Annotated in this window: 23 protein-coding genes and 1 pseudogene; 16 read left to right on the forward strand and 8 right to left on the reverse strand. The window is 36.2% G+C overall.

Annotated features, from left to right (window positions below):
- Positions 1-51: 51 nt before the first annotated feature.
- The 8 genes and pseudogenes from G7050_RS18025 to G7050_RS10910 form a co-directional block, all read right to left on the reverse strand.
- A pseudogene (locus G7050_RS18025) lies at positions 52-219 on the reverse strand (thioredoxin family protein); the annotation flags it as partial.
- Between the two features lie 42 nt (positions 220-261).
- A complete protein-coding gene (locus G7050_RS10880) occupies positions 262-960 on the reverse strand; it encodes an aromatic aminobenezylarsenical efflux permease ArsG family transporter (protein ID WP_166115180.1) in 699 nt (232 codons plus the stop codon).
- Between the two features lie 23 nt (positions 961-983).
- On the reverse strand, positions 984-1,649 hold the full coding sequence (locus tag G7050_RS10885) for a DUF1349 domain-containing protein (protein ID WP_166115184.1): 666 nt from the start codon (positions 1,647-1,649) through the stop codon (positions 984-986).
- 13 nt (positions 1,650-1,662) lie between these two features.
- Complete coding sequence (locus tag G7050_RS10890; RefSeq protein WP_166115189.1) at positions 1,663-2,106, reverse strand: nitrophenyl compound nitroreductase subunit ArsF family protein; 444 nt, start codon at positions 2,104-2,106, stop codon at positions 1,663-1,665.
- 20 nt (positions 2,107-2,126) lie between these two features.
- Positions 2,127-3,170 carry an ACR3 family arsenite efflux transporter gene (arsB, locus tag G7050_RS10895; RefSeq protein ID WP_166115192.1) on the reverse strand — a complete coding sequence of 348 codons (1,044 nt, stop codon included), beginning with the start codon at positions 3,168-3,170 and terminating at the stop codon, positions 2,127-2,129.
- Positions 3,163-3,588, reverse strand: coding sequence for an arsenate reductase ArsC (locus G7050_RS10900; RefSeq protein ID WP_166115197.1), 426 nt, complete (start codon positions 3,586-3,588; stop codon positions 3,163-3,165). Before G7050_RS10900 ends, arsB begins: the two co-directional genes overlap by 8 nt.
- Before the next feature lie 7 nt (positions 3,589-3,595).
- The gene (locus tag G7050_RS10905; RefSeq protein WP_166115200.1) at positions 3,596-4,069 is read right to left on the reverse strand and encodes a GNAT family N-acetyltransferase; all 474 of its coding nucleotides are present in this window, start codon (positions 4,067-4,069) and stop codon (positions 3,596-3,598) included.
- 76 nt (positions 4,070-4,145) lie between these two features.
- Positions 4,146-4,469 carry a helix-turn-helix transcriptional regulator gene (locus tag G7050_RS10910; protein WP_166115202.1) on the reverse strand — a complete coding sequence of 108 codons (324 nt, stop codon included), beginning with the start codon at positions 4,467-4,469 and terminating at the stop codon, positions 4,146-4,148.
- A gap of 359 nt (positions 4,470-4,828) precedes the next feature.
- Here G7050_RS10910 and G7050_RS10915 point away from each other — a divergent pair, with 359 nt between their 5' ends.
- From G7050_RS10915 to tatC, 16 genes are all read left to right on the forward strand, one after another.
- Complete coding sequence (locus G7050_RS10915; RefSeq protein WP_166115205.1) at positions 4,829-5,458, forward strand: DUF2975 domain-containing protein; 630 nt, start codon at positions 4,829-4,831, stop codon at positions 5,456-5,458.
- Positions 5,458-5,670, forward strand: coding sequence for a helix-turn-helix transcriptional regulator (locus G7050_RS10920; protein ID WP_166115208.1), 213 nt, complete (start codon positions 5,458-5,460; stop codon positions 5,668-5,670). The genes G7050_RS10915 and G7050_RS10920 overlap by 1 nt, the downstream gene beginning before the upstream one ends.
- A gap of 301 nt (positions 5,671-5,971) precedes the next feature.
- Positions 5,972-6,517, forward strand: coding sequence for an RNA polymerase sigma-70 factor (locus G7050_RS10925; RefSeq protein ID WP_166115211.1), 546 nt, complete (start codon positions 5,972-5,974; stop codon positions 6,515-6,517).
- A 70-nt stretch (positions 6,518-6,587) separates the two neighbouring features.
- Positions 6,588-7,550 carry a FecR family protein gene (locus tag G7050_RS10930; RefSeq protein WP_166115214.1) on the forward strand — a complete coding sequence of 321 codons (963 nt, stop codon included), beginning with the start codon at positions 6,588-6,590 and terminating at the stop codon, positions 7,548-7,550.
- A gap of 101 nt (positions 7,551-7,651) precedes the next feature.
- On the forward strand, positions 7,652-10,150 hold the full coding sequence (locus tag G7050_RS10935) for a TonB-dependent receptor (RefSeq protein WP_166115217.1): 2,499 nt from the start codon (positions 7,652-7,654) through the stop codon (positions 10,148-10,150).
- 3 nt (positions 10,151-10,153) lie between these two features.
- Entirely contained in the window at positions 10,154-11,137 is a 984-nt protein-coding gene (locus G7050_RS10940; protein ID WP_166115220.1) for a DUF4249 domain-containing protein, read from the forward strand.
- A gap of 58 nt (positions 11,138-11,195) precedes the next feature.
- Positions 11,196-11,855 (forward strand): hypothetical protein, encoded by a 660-nt coding sequence (locus tag G7050_RS10945; RefSeq protein ID WP_166115223.1) that lies wholly within the window; start codon positions 11,196-11,198, stop codon positions 11,853-11,855.
- 78 nt (positions 11,856-11,933) lie between these two features.
- On the forward strand, positions 11,934-12,737 hold the full coding sequence (locus G7050_RS10950) for a hypothetical protein (protein ID WP_166115226.1): 804 nt from the start codon (positions 11,934-11,936) through the stop codon (positions 12,735-12,737).
- Positions 12,738-13,338: 601 nt separating this feature from the next.
- Entirely contained in the window at positions 13,339-13,824 is a 486-nt protein-coding gene (locus G7050_RS10955) for a DoxX family membrane protein (RefSeq protein WP_166115229.1), read from the forward strand.
- A gap of 13 nt (positions 13,825-13,837) precedes the next feature.
- Positions 13,838-15,523 (forward strand): Gfo/Idh/MocA family protein, encoded by a 1,686-nt coding sequence (locus G7050_RS10960; RefSeq protein ID WP_166115232.1) that lies wholly within the window; start codon positions 13,838-13,840, stop codon positions 15,521-15,523.
- Between the two features lie 66 nt (positions 15,524-15,589).
- A complete protein-coding gene (locus G7050_RS10965; protein WP_166115235.1) occupies positions 15,590-17,062 on the forward strand; it encodes a Gfo/Idh/MocA family protein in 1,473 nt (490 codons plus the stop codon).
- 51 nt (positions 17,063-17,113) lie between these two features.
- Positions 17,114-17,998 carry a DUF1080 domain-containing protein gene (locus tag G7050_RS10970; protein WP_166115238.1) on the forward strand — a complete coding sequence of 295 codons (885 nt, stop codon included), beginning with the start codon at positions 17,114-17,116 and terminating at the stop codon, positions 17,996-17,998.
- Positions 17,999-18,186: 188 nt separating this feature from the next.
- On the forward strand, positions 18,187-19,074 hold the full coding sequence (locus G7050_RS10975) for a sugar phosphate isomerase/epimerase family protein (RefSeq protein ID WP_370521835.1): 888 nt from the start codon (positions 18,187-18,189) through the stop codon (positions 19,072-19,074).
- A gap of 33 nt (positions 19,075-19,107) precedes the next feature.
- Positions 19,108-20,070, forward strand: a complete 963-nt coding sequence (locus tag G7050_RS10980) for an FAD:protein FMN transferase (RefSeq protein ID WP_166115241.1) — start codon at positions 19,108-19,110, stop codon at positions 20,068-20,070.
- A gap of 202 nt (positions 20,071-20,272) precedes the next feature.
- Complete coding sequence (locus G7050_RS10985) at positions 20,273-20,467, forward strand: twin-arginine translocase TatA/TatE family subunit (RefSeq protein WP_166115244.1); 195 nt, start codon at positions 20,273-20,275, stop codon at positions 20,465-20,467.
- Between the two features lie 14 nt (positions 20,468-20,481).
- A complete protein-coding gene (tatC, locus tag G7050_RS10990) occupies positions 20,482-21,360 on the forward strand; it encodes a twin-arginine translocase subunit TatC (RefSeq protein ID WP_166115247.1) in 879 nt (292 codons plus the stop codon).
- Positions 21,361-21,475 lie beyond the last annotated feature (115 nt).

A 21,475-nucleotide genomic window follows, 5' to 3' on the forward strand; every position in this document is an offset into this window, starting at 1 on the left:
TTCCGATATTTCTTTTTCGGTAGGCACTTTGCCCTGTATCATTACATTGCCATCGATCACGATTGAAGGAGTAGAAAGAACATTGTATTTCATTATCTCCATGATATCTTCTTCCTTCTTTACATTTGCTGTAACATTGGATTCAGACACTACTTTTTTTACTTTTTCGTAAACTTCTTTACATTTGGCACAACCTGTACCCAAAACGATTATCTCCATGATTCTGTTTTTGTTTAATTTGATAATAAAAGGTATGTGACCTTAAATATTGATAACTATATAATAAATACCTACCAGAATGAATACAGCTGATACGATACGTCTGAACCATACTTCAAAACTTTTCATCCGGTTGTAGAACTTACCCACATTCGACATACTGTAAGCCAGTAGATAAGCTATGATTATTACAGGCAATCCTGTTGCTATCGCAAAAACAGGAGGTAGTAATAAGCCCGAAGTTGAAGCCATTGTCATAGGAATAAGCACCCCAAAATACAATACACCACTATACGGACAAAAAGCCAAAGCAAACAAGACTCCCAAGAGAAAAGCATTCCAGTAGTTTTTCTTTAGTTTCTTTTCATTGACTTTTGATGTCAGGCTATTTAATATTGGTATGTTCACCTTAATTACATCGAGCATCAAGATACCAATGATAACCAGAGATATGCCCAAATAAAGCCCAGTGACATTTTGAAGTATCTTTGCAACCTGAAATTTACTTGCCCCTAAGTAGAATATCAAGCCTAGTGCCGTGTAGCTGAAAGTACGTCCTAGTGTATAAAATATACCGTTAAGAAGCACTCTTCTTTTTTCGGTAATATCTTTGCTCAGATAGGCTGTTGCCGTAATATTTGTAGCCAATGGACAGGGACTGATAGCTGTCATTAACCCCAAGATAAATGCTGTCAGTATCGGAATATCCGAATTATCTACTATTTGTTGTAAAAACTCCATCTACTGCTATCTTTGATTCTATTTTATAATCCTAATCTGAAATCTTGAATACTTTTGTCGATGAGTTTAATATCGGAAAAATGAGTATCTATGCCATTGCCCATTGGCGATTGAGAACTGAGCCCGATATAAATTGGAGTTGGGTACTCATTACGATAAAGTCGCACTAGTTGCCAGTTTTCGCCGTCGATTGAATAGTAAAATCCTATAGAGGTTACGTCCGACGATACCTTCATATATACATTGTCTTGCGAAACAGCATCATGATTATTATCATCCGAGGTGCCTAATGTGCGTACGGTAACTAGTCTGGTAAGTCTTCTTTCATCCATTTCGAATGCAAACTTTTGCCACAAATCATTGTTATAGAAGACATATATAGTGCCTGCATCGTATGTGTCAGCAAAGTTTGGCTTTACCCTGGCTGTAAAAGTAAATGGTTTTGTATTATCTATCATCTTCATCAGAATAGGGGCATTTGCATTCTTTTCAATACCATTTGGTGCATTGAAAAAGTCGCTTTTAGCACCACTGCTTATAGTAAGAGTATCGTTAGAAAATATTACTTTCGGATTATTTAATGAATTGTCAAATATTCCGACAGAACAACTTTCGGTCTTGATGAGTTCAGGGTTGTTATTACTACACGAAAGCATAATTAAAGCAATAATTAAAGTTAAGAATCTCATAGCTTAATCGTTTTTAGTTTTGTAATTGTTTATTTACTTCTTCTTTAATAAGGCTCGTAAGAGCATCAGGCGAGTTTACAGCATTAGCAAATGCCTGTTCTGTCAAATCCGTATAATCTTCGCCTTTGACTATCAATAAAGAACTGAAAGCTATTTCGTATTTTTCGACTATATCTTTGTTTTTATCTTCATCAATGTTTATTTCAACAAATTTGACTTTCTGATTATCTTTATAATTGTCAGCTATTGCTTTTTTTGTTACATCTTCGATCGCCAGACAAGTTTTACAACGTTGTTTACCATGAAAATAATAAACGTTTACGTTCGATGCATCAGCAGTTGCAACTGTTTGTTCGGGTGTAGTTAGTTCTGCTGTTTCTTGTTTGTTTTCGGTCTTTCCACCTCCGCAGGAGACCAGCAACACTGCAAGGAGTGTAAATAAAAATGTTTTCCTCATACGATTTATTTTAATGGTTATTATTGTCCTGTTTTGTAATACTTCTTTTTCAACCAGAAAGCCACATTTACCAAAGCAATCAATACAGGCACTTCTACCAATGGACCCACAACACCAGCAAACGCTTGTCCACTGTGAATACCAAATACACCGATAGCTACCGCAATAGCCAGTTCGAAATTATTACCTGTGGCAGTAAACGAAATAGAAGCATTCTTATCATAACTAGCCCCCATTGCCTTACTTACAAAAAAGCTGATAAAGAACATCGCTACAAAATAGATGAGCAAAGGAATAGCAATGCGTACCACATCCATAGGGATTTGTACAATCAGTTCGCCTTTTAAACTGAACATTAAGATAATAGTCAGCAGTAAAGCAATTAAGGTGATAGGTGATATAGCTGGAATAAACTTCTCCTTATACCATTGTTCCCCTTTTAGTTTTACTAATATCAGACGGCTAAGAATACCCATCAGGAAAGGAATACCCAGATAGATAGCTACTGTTTCGGCAATCGTACCAATAGATATATCCACAATAGCACCCTCGAATCCAAAGTAAGGAGGCAGTATTGTTATAAACAGCCAAGCATAAAAACTGTAAAAGAATACTTGAAAAATACTATTGAGAGCAACTAAACCAGCTCCGTATTCGGTATTGCCTTCTGCCAGATCGTTCCAGACCAATACCATCGCTATACAGCGAGCCAAACCGATAAGTATAACTCCTACCATATACTCAGGGTAATCTTGCAGAAAAACAATGGCAAGTATAAACATCAGAATAGGGGCAATAATCCAATTGAGAAGCAAGGATATGCTTAATATCTTTACATTGGTAAAAACCTTTGGTAAGAGTTTATAATCCACTTTAGCTAGTGGCGGATACATCATCAGAATAAGTCCTATCGCCAAAGGAATATTAGTTGTTCCGCTTGACATGGAATCTACTGTTGCAGATACCGAAGGAAAGAAATAACCTATGCCCACCCCAATAGCCATAGCCAAGAATATCCAGATGGTTAAGTTTTTATCCAAGAAACTCATTTTCCTTTTACCCATTTCCCTTTATCTCTTTTAAGTAAAACTCATAAAACCCTTTCTTGATTTCGTCACGCACACGTATATACTCCGATTGGATAAACTCAGGTGTGCCTATAGCATCCGACGGATCATCAAAGCCGATGTGCAAACGATGTTTTACCTTGCCTGTAAATGCAGGGCAACTTTCATTTGCACCTCCGCAAACGGTAATTACATAATCCCATTCGTCATTCAGGTATTTATCGACACTATCAGAAGTATGGTGTGAAATATCTGTCCCTGCTTCTTTCATTACTTCAACTGCTTTGAGGTTGAGTTTTCCGCTTGCCTTTGTTCCTGCTGAACAAACGATAAGCGAATGATCGAACGATTGGAGGAAACCATGAGCCATCTGGCTGCGGCAGCTATTGCCTGTACAAAGAATAAGTACTTTCATTGTTGTATTACTTTTTTATTTTTAGTTGTTTTATCATTTTACTATTAATCATAGGTATACCTATGCAAACAGTTTGTTGCCCTAAGTCGGTATAGCCATTTTTCAAAAAGAAGCCGTTAGCAGTAAGAGATACATCCGCACTAAGTTCTTCGATTCCGACTTCTTTGGCGTGTTGCTCGATAGTCGATAGCAGAGCCTTTGCAATGCCCTTCCCCTGAAAATTTTTGTGAACAAAGAGAGTGTTCAAATAACCATCGGGTTTGAGAGAGCAGAAGCCTACTTGTTGATTTTCAATCTCACAGACAATGAAGTATTCTTCATTGATGCGTTGCTGCCAAACGTCATTATCCACTCCACGTTTCGCCCAGAGGTCAACCTGTTCGAATGTATAATCTTTGATGTTTACGGATAAGATTGTTTCCTGATAGAGTTTCTTTATTTGCTCTATGTCTTCTTCTTTTGCCAGTCGGATTGTATTCATATTATATTTATCTTTTATTCTTATTTCTATTTTCAATTCGTTATTCGCAAAACAACGAATCGAAAAGGTAAATTTTTTATGACTCGCAGCCCGAATCAAATTGGATGTCTTTGAAACAAGCAGAGAATAATCTTTGTGCTGTTTCCCAATTGCCTCTATGGATGCAATACTTTACGGTGGGAGGTGTAATTGTTCCTTGTATCAGTCCGGCATCTTTCAGTTCATTCAAATGTTGCGAAAGGGTGCTTTTGGCTACGGGTAGTATTTCAGACATATCGCCATGATAACAGCAGGTCTGGCTTGCCAACAATTGCAGTATGGCTATACGCACAGGATGCCCCATCGCCTTGGCAAAGCGTGCTAGCTGTTCTTGTTCTTTTGTTAAGTCTTTCTTCGACATAGGGTATATTTTATTTTCAGTTCGTAAATATACGAATAGTATTCAAAAGACAAAAACATCTCGGTGTTTTTGATTATTATTTTTTCCTATATATTATTTAATACATTGCTTTTGATTATCTATTAAAACAAAATTTTTAGTTGAAACTGATTGGTAAAGTTTCTCTCAATGCCATATTTTCGAGTTGTGGGCTATTTTTATCTGGCGGAATATTGGGTATGCTTTCCTTATGATGTTGATATAGTTGAAATTTATATTGTATTATTTTATTTTAAAATAAACGATAAATATTTTATGTTTTATTTAAAAAATGCTTTTATTTGTATTTGAATTATTAATTACAATTTAAATATTATAGTATGAAAGCAAAATCTATTCGGATTATTCATTTAGTGAAATGGTTATTAAACATTATTTGGTATCTAAATTTTTTGTTGATTGTGGTTGCTCTATATTTTTTATCTAATGAATATATAGTGCAGGACACTTACTATTTTAATGAGAAGATAACAATTAATATGTATAAGGCTCTTTCAGAACAAGAACTGATATCCGGTTCTGAAACGACATCAAATATCAGGCTATTTAAAAATAGAGGTCGAATAATGATGAATGTCAATAATTCAGTATCTAATACTATTGTAAGTATGGTTTCATTATTATTACTGGAAGGTATTATTATAGGTGTATTGTTCCACTTACGCAAGCTTTTCAGCTCCTTTCAAAAAGAGTCTATCTTCTCGGTTGATAATATCAGGCACTTCAAAATTATAGCTTTGTATATTGCACTCTATTCGCCACTAAGTTGGGGAGTACATTTATACCGAGAGTGGATATTGACTGAAAATGTAAACCATTATAATTATTTATTTGCCTTAGACTGGATTCCTGATTTTGTGGGATTATTGGTAGGTGCTGTTATCTTTGCTATTGCAAAAATATTCAAGCTGGGTTTTGAACTTGAACAAGAAAATAAAGCATTTGTATAATGGCAATAATTGTAAATCTAGACATAGAAATGGCAAAGAACAAAATATCGCTCACTGAACTGGCAGAGCGTTTAGATATGAGCATGACTAATCTGTCTTTGCTAAAGAACGGAAGAGTGAAAGGTGTCAGATTTGAAACATTAAACTCTTTGTGTACCATCTTAAACTGTGAAGTTGGAGATATTTTAGAATATGTTCCTGACAGTAATTGAAACCTAAAAAGTCTGTTCTAAAATAAATCATTTGAGCTATGAATTTGTGAAGAATTAAAAATATTAATTGACTAAATGTATTGATAATATTCTTTTTGAATCTAAAAGATGTTAATCTACTTACTGGTTGAACCGTTAAAAAAATATTGAAATATTCTCTGTTAATACCGAAATACTGAATTCTTCAGGCCAGAGGAAGCTAAGGTCATCGAGTTAAGGAAAATATAAATAAATTATATTTAGATTCTTTCTTAGTACCTTTGCCCGCTGCATGGAATATAAGAAAGACATATTAAATTTTATGAAAGAAATAGCGGAGTCCGACTGTCCCGACTCGTTCCGCTTACTTTATAACCACTACTATACAAAGTTGTTTCGGCAAGCTCTTTATTATTTAAACAACAATCCCGATTATGCACAAGAAGTTGTAGCCGACGTTTTTGTTGCTTTGTGGCAAAGCCGTAAAATCTTAGATACTATAACCGATCCCGATGCCTACCTCTTTATAGCATTAAAACATGCTGCGGCTCGTTATGTGGAAAAAAACTACCGCAAAAAGACTGAATTACTTATCGAGAATCTTCCCGATAATAACTGTAGTAGCAGTGATGAGACTGATTTTGATATATTAGATATCGAATTACAAACGAAATATAAACAGGCATTGGAAAAATTACCCCCTCGTTGTGCTGAAGTATTTCGTCTGGTTCGAGAAGAACGAAAAAAATATTCCGAAGTTGCAGAAATGTTAGGAATATCACCTAAGACTGTAGATAATCAGATGAATAAGGCTGTGAAGCTGCTGTATGAAGAACTAAAAGAAAATCTTTTTATCGTATTTTTTTAAATTCTCAATAGGGGTATTTTTATTTTTCGTACTCTTTATTATTGAAAGCGATAAAACAGAGAGATAAAAGATGAAATATAACACTAAAATACAAAAAGCTCGTCAAAAATATCTGAAAGGATTACCCCTTTCGGAGCAAGAGCAGGCTCTCATCGAAAAAGATTTATCAGACAAAGACTTTCTTTTTTTTACATCGGATGATGCTCCTCTTATACTTCCCGATAAATATAAGGCAGACACAACATACCGACTGGTTGAAAAACAAATAAGATTGAATAAATCTATAATGAGTCGACCTCTTATTAAATATGCCGGCTATGCAGCTGCAGTATTATTACTCTTTTTAATATCTACAGTTGTATATAATTATGGGAAACAACCGGAAGTATTATATGTGACTACTTCTTATGGCGAGAAGAAAGAAGTGGAGCTGCCCGATGGTTCTGTAGTGATACTTAATAGTCTGTCATCGATTGCCTATCCTCAAAAAATGAATGGTAAAACCAGAGAAGTATCATTAGAAGGAGAAGCCTATTTTGATGTTGTTAAAAATCCCAATCAAGCATTTATCGTAAAAGCGAAAAATATAGAGGTAAAAGTCTTAGGTACAAAATTTAATATAGATGCTTATGAAAATCAGGAACACATCACGACCACTTTATTTGACGGTATTGTATCTGTTGGGGTACACTCTGGATATACTAAGAAGCTTAAACCCGGCGAACAAGCTGTTTTTAGTAAAAAAACAGAGAAACTCGAAGTGCAGCAGTTGAAAGATCCGGATATTGAAACAGCTTGGCGTAACAATCTGTTGGTGTTCGAAAACGAACCACTGATCGACATATTAGATGCCTTATCGCGTGAGCATAACGTAAACTTCGAAATTAACAATCAGACGTTGGCAGAGTTGCGTATAACAGCTCGTTTCGCTTCAGGCGAATCGATCGAAAGAGCATTGACTATATTAGGTCAAACAGCAGAGTTTACCTATATCAAACAAGGTAATAAATATAAAATAGTGACCCGAAAATAAGAGTTTGCATGCATATATCTGTTAGGATACCCCTTTTGTTTTTTATCATTTGCTTCTACGTATTTACGGGATATGCTCAAACAGCCTCTATAACCATAGAAATGAAGAATAATACATTAAAAGAAATAGTCAGAAAGGTGGAGACAAAATGTAACTACACATTTGTATTTAATGAAAATCTGAATATGGAACAACGACAAGACATTTCTATATCCCAATCATCTATTGACGGAGCTTTGAAACATATTTTCAGAGGAACCGGTATTAGTTGGCAAATAGAAGGCAATCATATTATTCTGAATAAAGCGAAGAAGATTACCATATCGGGCTATGTAACAGATCAAGGCTCAATGGAGACCTTGCTAGGGGCAGCAATCAGTGATAGAAGATCAGGTGCCGGTAACTTCACTAACTCTTATGGCTATTATTCAATTCAGGTTATGCCGGATAGTGTTAATTTACAAGCATCTTACATCGGATTTAAACCTCTTTCGAAAAGTTTTTATGTGCAGAATGATACAATTGTTAATTTTCGCTTGAAGGAATCTAGTGCCATACTGCAGGATGTGACAGTGTATAATACAAAATCATTTTCTCCTTCAAGTGGCTCTATCGAGTTGTCAGGCTCAGAAACTAAACCTATACCTGCTGCTTTTAGTGAAAATGATATATTAAAGTCATTTCATACAATACCGGGGGTTAGAGCAGGAGTAGAAGGTTCGGCAGGAATGTATGTACGGGGAGGAAGCCCCGATCAAAACCTGATTCTGATTGATGGAGTTCCGATCTATAACACAGGGCACATGTGGGGGATATTTTCTGTTTTTAATGGTGATGCAGTAAAGAAAGTATCCTTGCATAAAGGAAGTTTTCCCGCCCGTTTTAGTGGACGTCTTTCATCTGTTGTTGATATTCGTTTTAAAGATGGAGATATGCAAAAATTTCATGGAGATTTTACTGTCAGCTTATTTGCAGCCAGAATAAATATAGAGGGGCCTATTGTAAAAGGTAAAACATCTTATAGTTTCTCGGCACGACGTTCTTACATTGATGCTATTCAAAGAATAACCGATACCGCTCTTTTTCCCAATGGTTTGGTTTATATCTACGATATGAATGCCAAGATAAATCATAAGTTTTCGGATCGGAGCCGGCTTTATCTGAGCTATTATAGTGGTCGTGACAAATTAGATACAAAAAGTGATATGACCAGCTATGAAGGGGATGATGTAAAGTCTTATAATAAGACCAACTACAGCTATGGATGGGGTAACGATATAATGTCTCTGAGATGGAATTATGTGATTAATAATAAATTATTCATGAATAACACTTTAGCATACAATAAATATAAATTTAACTTCAGGTCATTCGTAGATGATAAATATGAAGAGCATAGACAAAACTATGCAGGATTTCAAAGATCAGGAATTAAAGATTGGCAGCTCAGTTCCGATTTTGAATATCAGCCCGATAATAATCACTATTTCCGTTTTGGAGGAGGTGTAATATTGCATCAGTTCAGCCCGGAGATGCATGGTTATCAAGTAAGAGAAATGGGCAATGACAATCAGGAGTGGAAGCTAAATTATTATTTATATGACAAGATAAGAGGTCAGGAATTGTCACTATATGCTGAAGATGAATTCTTTATTACAAAGAAATTAAGAAGCAATCTTGGGCTTCATTTTTCGGTCTTTAACGTCCAAAGTAAGACATATTTGGCATTGCAACCGCGCATATCTTTAGGGTATGAGTTGTCTCCTAAAGTTGCCGTTAAGGCCTCTTATACTAAAATGAATCAATTTGTAAACTTGTTATCATCTAATACAATAAGTCAGCCTACCGATCTATGGGTGCCGATAACCGAGAAGTTCAGACCCATGTCTTCCCATCAATTTACAGGAGGTTTGTTTGTCGATACAAAAAGTGGATATAACTTCTCGGTTGAAGGGTTTTATAAGAGGATGAATAATGTGCTTGAATATAAAGATGGCGTGGCATGGAAAGATGCGTTTACTTCGTGGGTAGAATATGTTGAATCCGGTAAGGGATGGTCTTATGGTATGGAACTATTTGCCCAGAAAACAAAAGGACGTTTTACCGGGTGGATGGGTTACACATTGTCGTGGAACGAACGCCGTTTCAAGACAATAAATAAAGGACAACTTTTTCCTGCAAAATACGATAGCAGGCATAATTTTAATATAACAGGTACATTCCAGTGTAGTAAAAAAATAGCTCTTCTAGCTTCATGGGTGTATGCAACCGGTAGTAGAAGTACTTTGCCTCTTGAAGAATATCAGCCCTTACCTAATGCCGGAGATGATTCATACCAGAATTACTATGGCTATCCTTCCGTAAAGTATATCAGTGGGCGTAATAATTATAAAATGTCGGATACCCACCATCTGGATTTAGAGCTGAAATATTACCGGTCGCCACGGAAAATCTGGGCTCTGGGTGTATATAACGTGTATGGCAGATTAAATCCCTACATGGCTCGTGTAGGTGGTTACGGATATAATGATAGAGTGATAATAGAGAGTTCATTACTTGGAGTAGTTCCTTCTGTATCATTTACATATAAATTCAAATAAGAAATGAGAAAACTATTTGTCATATTGTCACTTACCACTATTTTGTTCTCATCGTGCGACTTCGAGAAAGTAGTCGATATAGGAGGTGTTTCTATAACTCCACATGTGGTTTTAAACGGACTATTGTATGCCAATAGCGATACAAGTTATTTTTATATGAGTAAAAGTCGTCCTATATATAACAGGGATACATTAAACTCCGGGATAAATGATAAATGGGGGTATGATATAATCAATGATGCTGAGTTTAACCTAAGCTTAAATGGGAATACATCTTATCTAAAATATAGTGATGCTGATACTGCTTATATTTTATTGGCGAGATTGAAAGAGGGGGATAAATTAAATTTAAAGTCATATTATAAGGGGAAAGTGCTCGAGTCAATGGCTATTTTACCGCCGGCTCCACAAGTCGTTTCGGTTGATACCGCAAGTTTCAATCGTATTGAATATGGTAGACTGGTAAATTATACGATGTTTAAATTGACGATAAAAGATATTCCGGCAAGAGACAATTACTACCGTTTGTTGATAAATAACAGGTTTTTTTATTTAAAGGGCGATACTATTCGTGAGCATTTTACTTATTCATCGTATTATTCAAATGACCCTGTATTTACAGACGGATATAAAGGAAGCCCTATTAATTCAAATACCGGATTAGTATCTTCTGTCTATAATAATTTCTCGGTATTTCGTAATGCGACATTTGCAGGTAAAGAATATACTCTATCGTTTTATGTCGAAAATTCAGTCTATTATTGGTATTTTCCCGAAGATTCCGTTACCATGAAACGGCATCTGACAGTGAGATTGCAATCAATAAGTGAAGATTTATATAAATACTACTCATCATTACAGCGTAGCCAGCAAGTATCTTCGGATAAAGTGTCTGAGCCAATTGTTGTGCATACCAATATTCATGGAGGATTAGGTATACTCGGTGCATGTAATGAAATCAAGGTTTTCGAATACAAAAATTTCTAAAAAACGCGCGTTAAAATACGATAAACAACTAAAATTTTATTAATTAAAACAATTTGATATGAAGAGAATTTATCTGTTCACGCTACTGCTATGTGCTTTTAGTTCGGCTATTTTTGCCCAGAAAAAAGAGTTTTTCAAAGAGAATAAGCACGAACTTCGATTGTCGTATGGTTCTGTAAATGACGAAAGTTATTACGACCGTTTTTATTACATGTCTGGCTACGGCTATTATCCAAGCTATGGGGGGTATTACGGCAACGATTATTTTGGTGCAGCCACTTATAGCGGTGCAACAAAAACAACAGGCGTATTTGGTCTTAATTATTTCTATAACATGTCCGACCTTCGTTTCTCGTTTGGAGGGGCATTGTCCTATAGTGGATATAATACCGATTTTTATAATCGTATTGATGACTCAAAAGCCGGTTACCTGAAAGGGCATAATGTTGCTTTTACACCTATGATCAGATATTCGTGGCTTGCGAAAGAGAAGTTTCGTCTTTACTCGGGTATTGGATGGAGTTTTTATTGGGACATAACACGTTATAAAATGGATTCGAAAAGAAACTCGGCAAAGAGTAACAATACTACATTCGATAACGAGTTTATGTTGACTCCGATAGGATTTTCGTTTGGCAAAAAAATATTTGTCTTTGGTGAAGTCAATTTGGGAGGTCGTACGGGTAATTTTGTAGGAGGCGTAGGTTATAGATTCTGATAATGCAACCAATTTATGAGACTTATAAACATGCTAATAGATCATTCAATATTTTCAATTAATAAATTCAAGACAAACATGAAAAAAATAATTTATATACTGACATTATTATTTGTTACTTTATTTTCAGCTTGTGAAGTGGAAGAAGGACAAAGCGGGTATCCTAAAACATTACAAGGGAAAATTGCCTATGATGATACCGAGAGTCGCCTTTCTCAGTCGATATGCCTATTGGACTTGATGACAAAGGTTGATTATTATGCACAAGCTCCGGATGATGAAAAAGAAGGAATTAAGAACTATTTCTTATCGCGTTATACGATTACCAAAACAGATAAAACATGGACTTTGGATGATAATACTCGTGAGATAACTTTTACTCATAATCAAAAATCGATCAATGAATCCGGTGCGATATGGACTGCAAAGGTGATAACGAACGCATGGGAGAAAGGAGTGATTGTCTTTGAAGACGAAAACTTCCGTGTAGAAAGTTCCGGAGATAAAGACTGGAAGATCACAACAGTAAACCTCAAATATTATGACATACTTTCAGGTTATAGCTTTTGGGATGATGATATGAGTAATGCCGAATTGAAGGTTAAAGGCTCTAAGTCCTACGATAAATCCCCCAATCTCTATGATTTTAAAGTGGAAAGCGGAAAAGGGAATTTAAAACTCAATTCTACGAATATTCATTATGAGATTTCCGAACCAATCTCCTATGTATATCTGTCATCCACTTTCTCGAATCTATACCCTATCAGTGGCAAACTGGATATCACAGCTGATAATGACAAAATTATCGCTCAAATAATTGCATCAGATTATGGTTCGAAGGTTGAGATAACATTCAATGGTGTGGCAGAAATTTATTATTAACCGGATTTAAATAGTTTATTTTAGTAGGCACTATTCTATATCAATCCAATATAGAATAGTGCTTTTTTGATATGATCCGATTTTTTAGAAGCAAAAAATATTATTCAGTTTCAGAATATCAGTTATGTAATGAGACCTTAATTGATGCTTGAAAGGCAAATTTTATCCAATTGGGATAGATTGGTCTCCAATAATTCACCATTACCCAAATTTTATTTATTGTAATTCGTGGGTTTCGAAAATGATATAAAATGCCATATAGACTTGCTTATTTCTGCTATTTTTACTGAAAATGTCTTCAAAATATACTTATTAGGCAAAGTACGATACTGTGTATTTTAATATTCTCATCCGTTGTAGATTTTTACTGAGAATAGTCTTGATTGGCATTGTGAATTATTAACATTTGCGAAGATGTTTTTTTATTTAAAAATCTCTAGCTTTATTGACATGTTTAATCAGTCTAGTAGTTTTTAGTGCTGAATTGTAGCCTTAAATAAGAATGACTTAAACACAATGTAACTTTACTAAATATAACTTTAATGCTTAATCGTAAGTAGGAATAAATTTACCGTTTACTCCTGCTGAATTAAAAATACCTATGAATAAACAAATTATTTACACTCGTTCTCAAACATTTTGGTTAGTCTTGTTGAGATTATTAATCGGATGGCATTTCCTCTATGAAGGAATAGTAAAGATGATTAATACGGGATGGAGTTCATCCCCTTATTTAATGGACTCACAAGGTTTTCTGTCTTCATTTTTCCATAGCATAGCAAGTAATCCGGGAGTATTGTCAGTTGTTAACTGTATAAATATCTATGGGCTGATACTTGTGGGGCTAGGGCTTATCTTAGGATGTTTTTCACGCTACGCATCTATAGGTGGAGTTATCTTTCTTACTATGTATTATTTATCGCATGCTCCTTTTATCGGAGCCGAATACATGATGCCAACCGAGGGGAGTTATTTATGGGTAGATAAAAATCTTATTGAGATAGGAGCACTTATGGTCTTAATCTATTTTCCTACCTCTCAAATTATAGGATTTGATAGATATATTAATACTTTGTTGAAGAAATAACCCGAAGAACACTATGATATCAGAAGATAATACACCACAGGAAAATAAAGAAAAAAAGAATAATACACCCGATAAAGAAACAGCTCTTCCCGAATCTCAGGGAAGGCGTAATGCCATAAAAACACTTGCAACTGTTCCCTTGCTGGGAGCTTTGGCATATGGTGCATACAAGAAACAAAAAAGTATCAAGACGCTGAAAGATGTAAGCGATGTGTTTAACCTTAGTAATGCATCTACGTCCGTTCCGGCTATGCAGACCGATGGAAAACTGATTCGCTTAGGTGTTATTGGTTGCGGCATCAGAGGAAAGCAACTGCTAAGAGCTTTAGGCTTTGCCACACCCGAGCGTATGCAGATACTAAAAACAGAAGCGAAAGAAAACTCGTCGGACACTCGTTACAAAGACTTTTTAGCACAAGAAAGCCTCAATGTTCAAATAACGGGAATATGCGATATATTCGACACATTTGCTGAAGAAGGAATAGCAGCAGGAGGCAATATATATAAAGAAGTAGCTGGCGGAAAAATGGGACCTCAACCCAAACGTTACTTGAACTATAAAGAGTTGTTGGCTGCCGACGATATAGATGCTGTTGTGATTGCTACTCCCGATCATTGGCACGGAACGATGGCTATGGATGCAGCAAAAGCCGGGAAGCATGTTTACTGCGAAAAGCCTTTAACATGGACAGTGCCCGAAACCTATGCGGTAAGAGACGTGATTCGTCAGTCGAATGTGGTTTTTCAATTGGGGCATCAAGGTCGTCAGGTTGATAGTTATCGCAAAGCAAAAGAGATAATAGACAAAGGATTACTGGGACCTATTACTCTTATCGAAGTGTGTACCAACCGAAACGATCCCAATGGAGCATGGGTATATGATATCGATCCTACGGCAAATCCGAAAACAATAGATTGGAAGCAGTTCGAAGGTGATCCGCAAAGAATAAAAGAATATAATGAATATATGCTGAGTAATAACTTGGCAAAATACATGGGACCTGATGAACGTGATAAATTCAGTCTCGAACGGTTTTTTCGCTGGCGTTGCTGGTGGGACTATAGCACCGGACTTAGTGGAGATTTGCTAACTCATGAATATGATGCAGTAAATCAATTGCTTGGAACAGGAATTCCTCATTCGGCAGCATCTTCAGGAGGAGTGTATTTCTTTAAAGACGGTAGGACGGTTCCCGATGTATTACAAACCGTATTTGAGTTTCCTGATAAAAATCTGACCATGTTATATAGTGCCACTTTAGCCAGTAACCGCAACAGGGGCAAGGTGTTTATGGGGCACGATGCTTCGATGGAAGTAGGTAACACGTTGACTTTGAAGATAGACAGTGGATCGACCCGCTATAAAGAAAAAATAGAACAAGGTATTATTAAACCCGACGTTCCATTTTATACTTATGTGCCCGGACAGAGCAAGGTAGATGCTATTACATCTGCCACCGAATTATACTTTGCCGAACGTGGATTGCTTTATTCATACATGGGAGGTAAACGTTACGATACTACATTTCTACATCTCAGAGAGTGGGTCGAATGTATACGCAACAGAAATTTAAAACCTTCGTGTGGTATAGATGCAGCATTCGAGGAAGCCATAACGGCACATATGGGCACAAGGGCTTATCTCGAAGGACGTACCATGTATTGGGACAAAGACAAAGAGCTAATAGTAAAGGCATAACACAAACTATTGCCTTATCAGGATATTATCTGAATTTACAAAATTGTTAACTAATAAATTAAAATTATGGCATCAGAGATTTCGAGGAGAAAATTCTTGCAAACAGGAGCTAAAGCTGCGGTTGGACTGACGATTATTCCGAGTACAGTTTTAGGACAAAGTTTTGGATCAGTAGCACCCAGTGATAAACTGAATATATTGGGTGTTGGTATCGGAGGTCGTGGAGCAGGTGTGTTGAAAGGCATGAATACTCAGAACATTATCGGATTATGTGATGTAGACTGGAAATACAGTGGTCATGTCTTTAAAGATTATCCCAAAGCCAAAGCATATTATGACTACCGGAAAATGTTTGACGAGTTAGGCAAATCTGCTGATGCTGTAATGGTAGCAACGGCCGACCATACACACGCTATAATAGCCGCCGAAGCTATAACTATGGGGAAAAATGTTTATTGCGAAAAACCATTAACTCATACCGTTTACGAGTCGCGCTTATTGACCAAATTGGCCGATAAATATAAAGTGGCTACTCAAATGGGTAATCAGGGATCTTCGGGTGAAGGAGTTCGCAAAGTGTGCGAATGGATATGGAACGGAGAAATAGGAGAAATAACAAAAGTAGAGGCATTTACCGATCGTCCGATATGGCCTCAGGGGTTGAATCGTCCCGATGTTGTAGAAAAAGTACCTAAAACATTAAACTGGGATTTATTTGTCGGACCGGCACAATTCTGTGAATATAACTCTATATATACACCATGGAACTGGCGTGGCTGGTGGGAATTTGGTACAGGTGCATTAGGAGATATGGCTTGTCATATTCTTCATCCTGTATTTAAAGGTCTGAAACTTGGATATCCAACTAAAGTTCAGGGAAGCTCAACTTTGCTGCTAACAGCTTGTGCACCAAATGCACAGATGGTGAAATTTGTATTCCCTGCCAGAGATAATATGCCAAAGGTAGCTATGCCCGAAGTAGAAGTAATATGGTACGATGGAGGATTAAAACCAATGCGTCCCGAAGGTATGCCTGCAAACAAAGACTTGAATGACGATGGCGGAGGTGTTATTTTCCATGGAACAAAAGATACGCTGATATGTGGCTGTTACGGTAAAGACCCTTGGTTACTTTCCGGTCGTGTGCCGTCAGCTCCTAAAGTATTGAGAGAGGTAAAAACATCTCACGAAATGGATTGGGTAAGAGCTTGTAAAGAAGATGCATCGAACAGAGTAGAAACAGCTTCTCCGTTTAGCGAAGCAGGACCTTTTAATGAAATTGTAGTAATGGGTGTTCTTGCCATAAGATTGCAAGGTTTGAATCAGGTATTGGATTGGGATGGCCCGAACATGAGGTTCACCAATATAGATCCGAATGCAACGATAAGAACTGTCATAAAAGACGGTTTCGAGATAAAAGACGGTCATCCTACTTTTGATAAAAAATGGACAGATCCGGTAAATGCAACAGCATTTGCTCAGGAACTGATCAAACATACCTACCGTAATGGCTGGAAACTACCTGATATGCCTAAATAAGGTAACAGATGTATTTACTGTTTTAAATTATATAACTAAAAAGAATAATATATGAATAAGTTAGTTTTAAGATTAAGTTGTTTTGCAATTGCAGGAACATTAATCGCTTGTGGTGGAGAAAAGAAAACTGCAGATAATGCAGCACAGAGTACAGAACCAAAAACAGAAGAAAAGATGGCGCCTGCATATACAGTCGTAGAAAATCCGGTTGTTGATTTGAGCGAATTTCCTAAAGATAAGGACGGTTATATCACACTATTTGATGGTAAATCGTTTAAAGGATGGCGTGGATATGGAAAAGATAAAGTGCCTTCGAAATGGACTATCGACAATGGAGCAATCAAATTTAACGGTTCGGGTGCCGGTGAAGCTCAAGACGGAGATGGCGGCGATATTATATTCGCTTCTAAATTCAAAAACTTTGAACTTGAATTGGAATGGAAAGTTTCTAAAGGTGGCAACTCCGGTATTTTCTATCTAGCCCAAGAAATTTCGACTAAAGATACTGCAACCGGAGAGGTAAGAATGGAGCCTATCTATATATCTTCACCCGAGTATCAAGTATTGGATAATGAAAATCATCCGGATGCAAAACTAGGTAAAGACAATAATAGACAATCGGCATCATTGTATGATATGATTCCGGCGAAACCACAAAATGGAAAACCTTTTGGTCAGTGGAACAAAGCTAAGATTATGGTATACAAAGGTACAGTGGTACATGGTCAGAATGGTGAAAATGTCGTTGAATATCACCTTTGGACTCCACAATGGACAGAAATGCTTCAAAAAAGCAAATTCAGTCAAGAAGCTTGGCCTTTGGCATTCGAATTGCTAAATAACTGTGGTGGTGATAAAAAAGAAGGATATATCGGATTCCAGGATCATGGTGATGATGTATGGTTTAAGAATATAAGAATAAAAATACTTGACTAAATAAATCCTTTTCATTTTTTTCAAAGTTGAAGATCAAATCCATTGAAGAATTATTTTGGTGGATTTGATTTTTCAATGAACATGCACACCTATTCTATCTTAGAGTACTAATTTGCAGTGGTTGTTTATAATAAGTCATCATAATTAAAAGGTCTGAGACCTTAATTGTATAATCTGATATTTTTACCATGAAAAAGAATGTGTTATTTGTACTAATTATGTTTATGTCAACAGTATGTATGGCTAAGCAAAAAGTCAATTCGAAAGATTCTGCCCCGATGAAAAAAGAAATTGTTTTGCAGCTTTATTCGGTAAGAGATGATATATCTAAAGATTATGAGGGGACAATAAAAAAAGTAGGGGAGATGGGTTTCACCGATGTCGAAGCCGCTAATTATGATAACGGTTTGTTTTATGGAAAAACTCCTGTACAATTTAAGTCTGATATAGAAAAAGCAGGTATGAATGTGCTTTCTTCTCATACATCAAAAGAGCTATCTCAAAAAGAATTATCGTCTAAAGATTTCACGGAATCGCTCCAATGGTGGGACAAATGCATCGATGCACATAAGGCTGCCGGTATGACCTATATAGTTGCACCCTGGATGGAAGTGTCCAAAACTCTCAAGGACTTACAAACCTATTGCGAGTACTATAACGAGATCGGAAAAAGATGCAAGGCAAAGGGTATTTCCTTTGGGTATCACAATCATGCACATGAATTTCAGAAAGTAGAAGGACAGGTGATGTATGATTACATGATAGAGCATACGAATCCCGAATACGTATTTTTTCAGATGGATGTATATTGGGTCGTAAGAGGACAACAAAGTCCGGTCGATTACTTTAATAAGTACAACGGTCGTTTTAAACTATTGCATATTAAAGACAATAAAGAGCTTGGTCAAAGTGGGATGGTCGGTTTCGATGCTATTTTCAGAAATACAGATGCCGCAGGTACAGAACACCTGGTCGTAGAAGTTGAGAATTATAACTTTACACCGATAGAAAGTGTACAGAAAAGTTTAGACTATCTGCTCGACTGTCCACTAGTAAAAGCCAGTTATAGTAAATAACGAGCTGCTAAAGATTAGTCTGATAAGAGAAATATGAATGTAGTATTAGCCGATAATGGAGCCTGTTATTACAATATCCAAGGTAGAGCTGAGGGTACAAGTTATAATATAATATATCAATACGAAGGAAATCGAGACTTTCGCATGGATATAGAAAATTTATTAGCTGATTTTGAGAAATCACTTTCGGTATATGATGAGACTTCTATTATTTCCCGTGTAAACAGGAATGAAGATGTAGAGGTTGATGATTATTTTTCTCACGTATTCAATAAGGCAAAAGAAATTAGTATTCAGGCAGAAGGAACCTTCGATATATCTGCAGAGCCCTTATTCAGAGCATGGGGATTTAGTTCGGAAAAGAAGAATATACCGGATGAAGAACAGATAGAAAAGCTAAAGGCTAATATTGGCATGGATAAAGTTTGGATAGATAACAAGCGTGTTGTAAAATCAGCACCCGGTGTTTTGCTGAATGTCAATGCTATAGCAAAAGGTTATTCGGCAGATATTGTTGCTTCTTATCTCGAAAAACAGCATTGCTTAGATTATTTGGTGGAAATAGGAGGCGAAATTCGAGTGAAAGGATGTAACACACAAGGAGAGGCTTGGAAAATTGGTATTGATCGCCCGTCGGAAAACAATCCGGTTCCCGGGCAAGATTTGCAGGTAATATTGCAGATTACCGATCGGGGGATTGCTACATCGGGAAATTACCGTCAGTTTTATATTGAAAACGGTAAAAAAGTGACTCATACCATCAATCCTGCAACCGGATATCCCGCAAGACATAATTTGTTGTCTACCACAGTAATTGCTGATGATGCTATTACAGCAGATGCATTTGCTACGGCATTTATGGTTGGAGGTATGGATAAAGCTCTGGAATGGATCGAAAAGAATCCCGAATTAGATGCTTTATTTATTTGCGATGAGGAAGGTGATTATAAAGTATACTATACATCGGGAATCGAAAGTAATATTGTATTGGAATAATATATATTGATTTACTTCAATTATAGTTATATTTAAGGATTGAAACCTTAAAAGATCACAGATATGTTTGTTACTTTAGTAATTCTATTAAAAGAGGTCGAATAAGAAACGAACTAATAAGTCCTGAGGGCTTTCTAGCAGTTTATTTGTAAACTGAAATATCATTAAAAACTTTTATTTATTACATAAAAAAATACAGAAAATGAATACACTTTTATTTTTAGGTAATCTTGGAACAGGAGAGATTGTCATTATAGCCATTGTTGTTTTATTACTTTTTGGAGGTAAAAAAATTCCTGAGTTGATGCGAGGCATAGGAAAGGGTATCAAAAGCTTCAAAGAAGGGGTGAAAGGACTTGAAGACGATATAGAGGGTAACGATTCAAAAAGAGATTGATAGAATACTCATCTATGAAAGAAAATAAAGAAATGACCTTTTGGGATCATTTGGAAGAGCTCCGCTGGTCTTTATTCAGGTCAGGAGCTGCATTAATTGTGTTTTCAATTATAGGTTTTATCTTCATGCCTTATTTATTTGAGAATGTTGTGATGGCTCCTACCAATTCAAACTTCTTCTTGTATAGATATCTCTGTGAAATAACATCTTCAGTATCTTTTTTGCCCGATTTTTGTGACAATACATTTCAAGTAAATATTATAAATATTAATCTGGCTTCCCAGTTTTTTACGCACATGACAACCTCCTTTTGGTTGGCTCTCATTCTTACTTTCCCCTATATTGCTTATGAGGTATGGCGTTTTTTAAAGCCGGCACTATATGCTTATGAGAGAAAAAGTATGAGGTGGGCATTTGTTTTTGGAACTCTTATGTTCTTTGTGGGTTGCCTTTTTGGCTACTCCTTGGTTTTTCCGATGACTTTACGCTTTTTGGCGACTTATCAATTGAGTGATATCATTGTTAATCAGATATCATTGGATTCCTATATGGATAATTTCCTGATGCTTATTTTTGTGATGGGAATAGTTTTCGAATTACCATTGCTATCATGGCTACTTTCTCAATTTGGGTTATTAAATAGATCACTCTTTACAAGATACCGGAGGCATGCTATTGTTGGACTGTTAGTTGCAGCTGCATTTATTACACCATCCGGCGATCCGTTTACTCTATCCATTGTATTTTTCCCTCTCTACTTTCTGTTTGAATTAAGTGCGCTTTTTGTAAAAGCAGCTCCGCAAGAAGAGGAAGAAGAAAATGAGGAAGAAGAGCTTGATGAAGATCAAGAAGATGATACCGAACAAAGGCTTGAAGAATTGCGGGTTGAATAATAAACGCAAAATAATGAGATTAGATTAAGTTCGCAGAACTATTTATTACTTTGGCAAGCAAAACAGCGATAGGTTGTTATGCCTTTAAAATGTATCATTAAATATTTACTTCTAC

This window comes from Dysgonomonas sp. HDW5A, from assembly GCF_011299555.1.
In the GTDB taxonomy this organism is placed as follows: domain Bacteria; phylum Bacteroidota; class Bacteroidia; order Bacteroidales; family Dysgonomonadaceae; genus Dysgonomonas_A.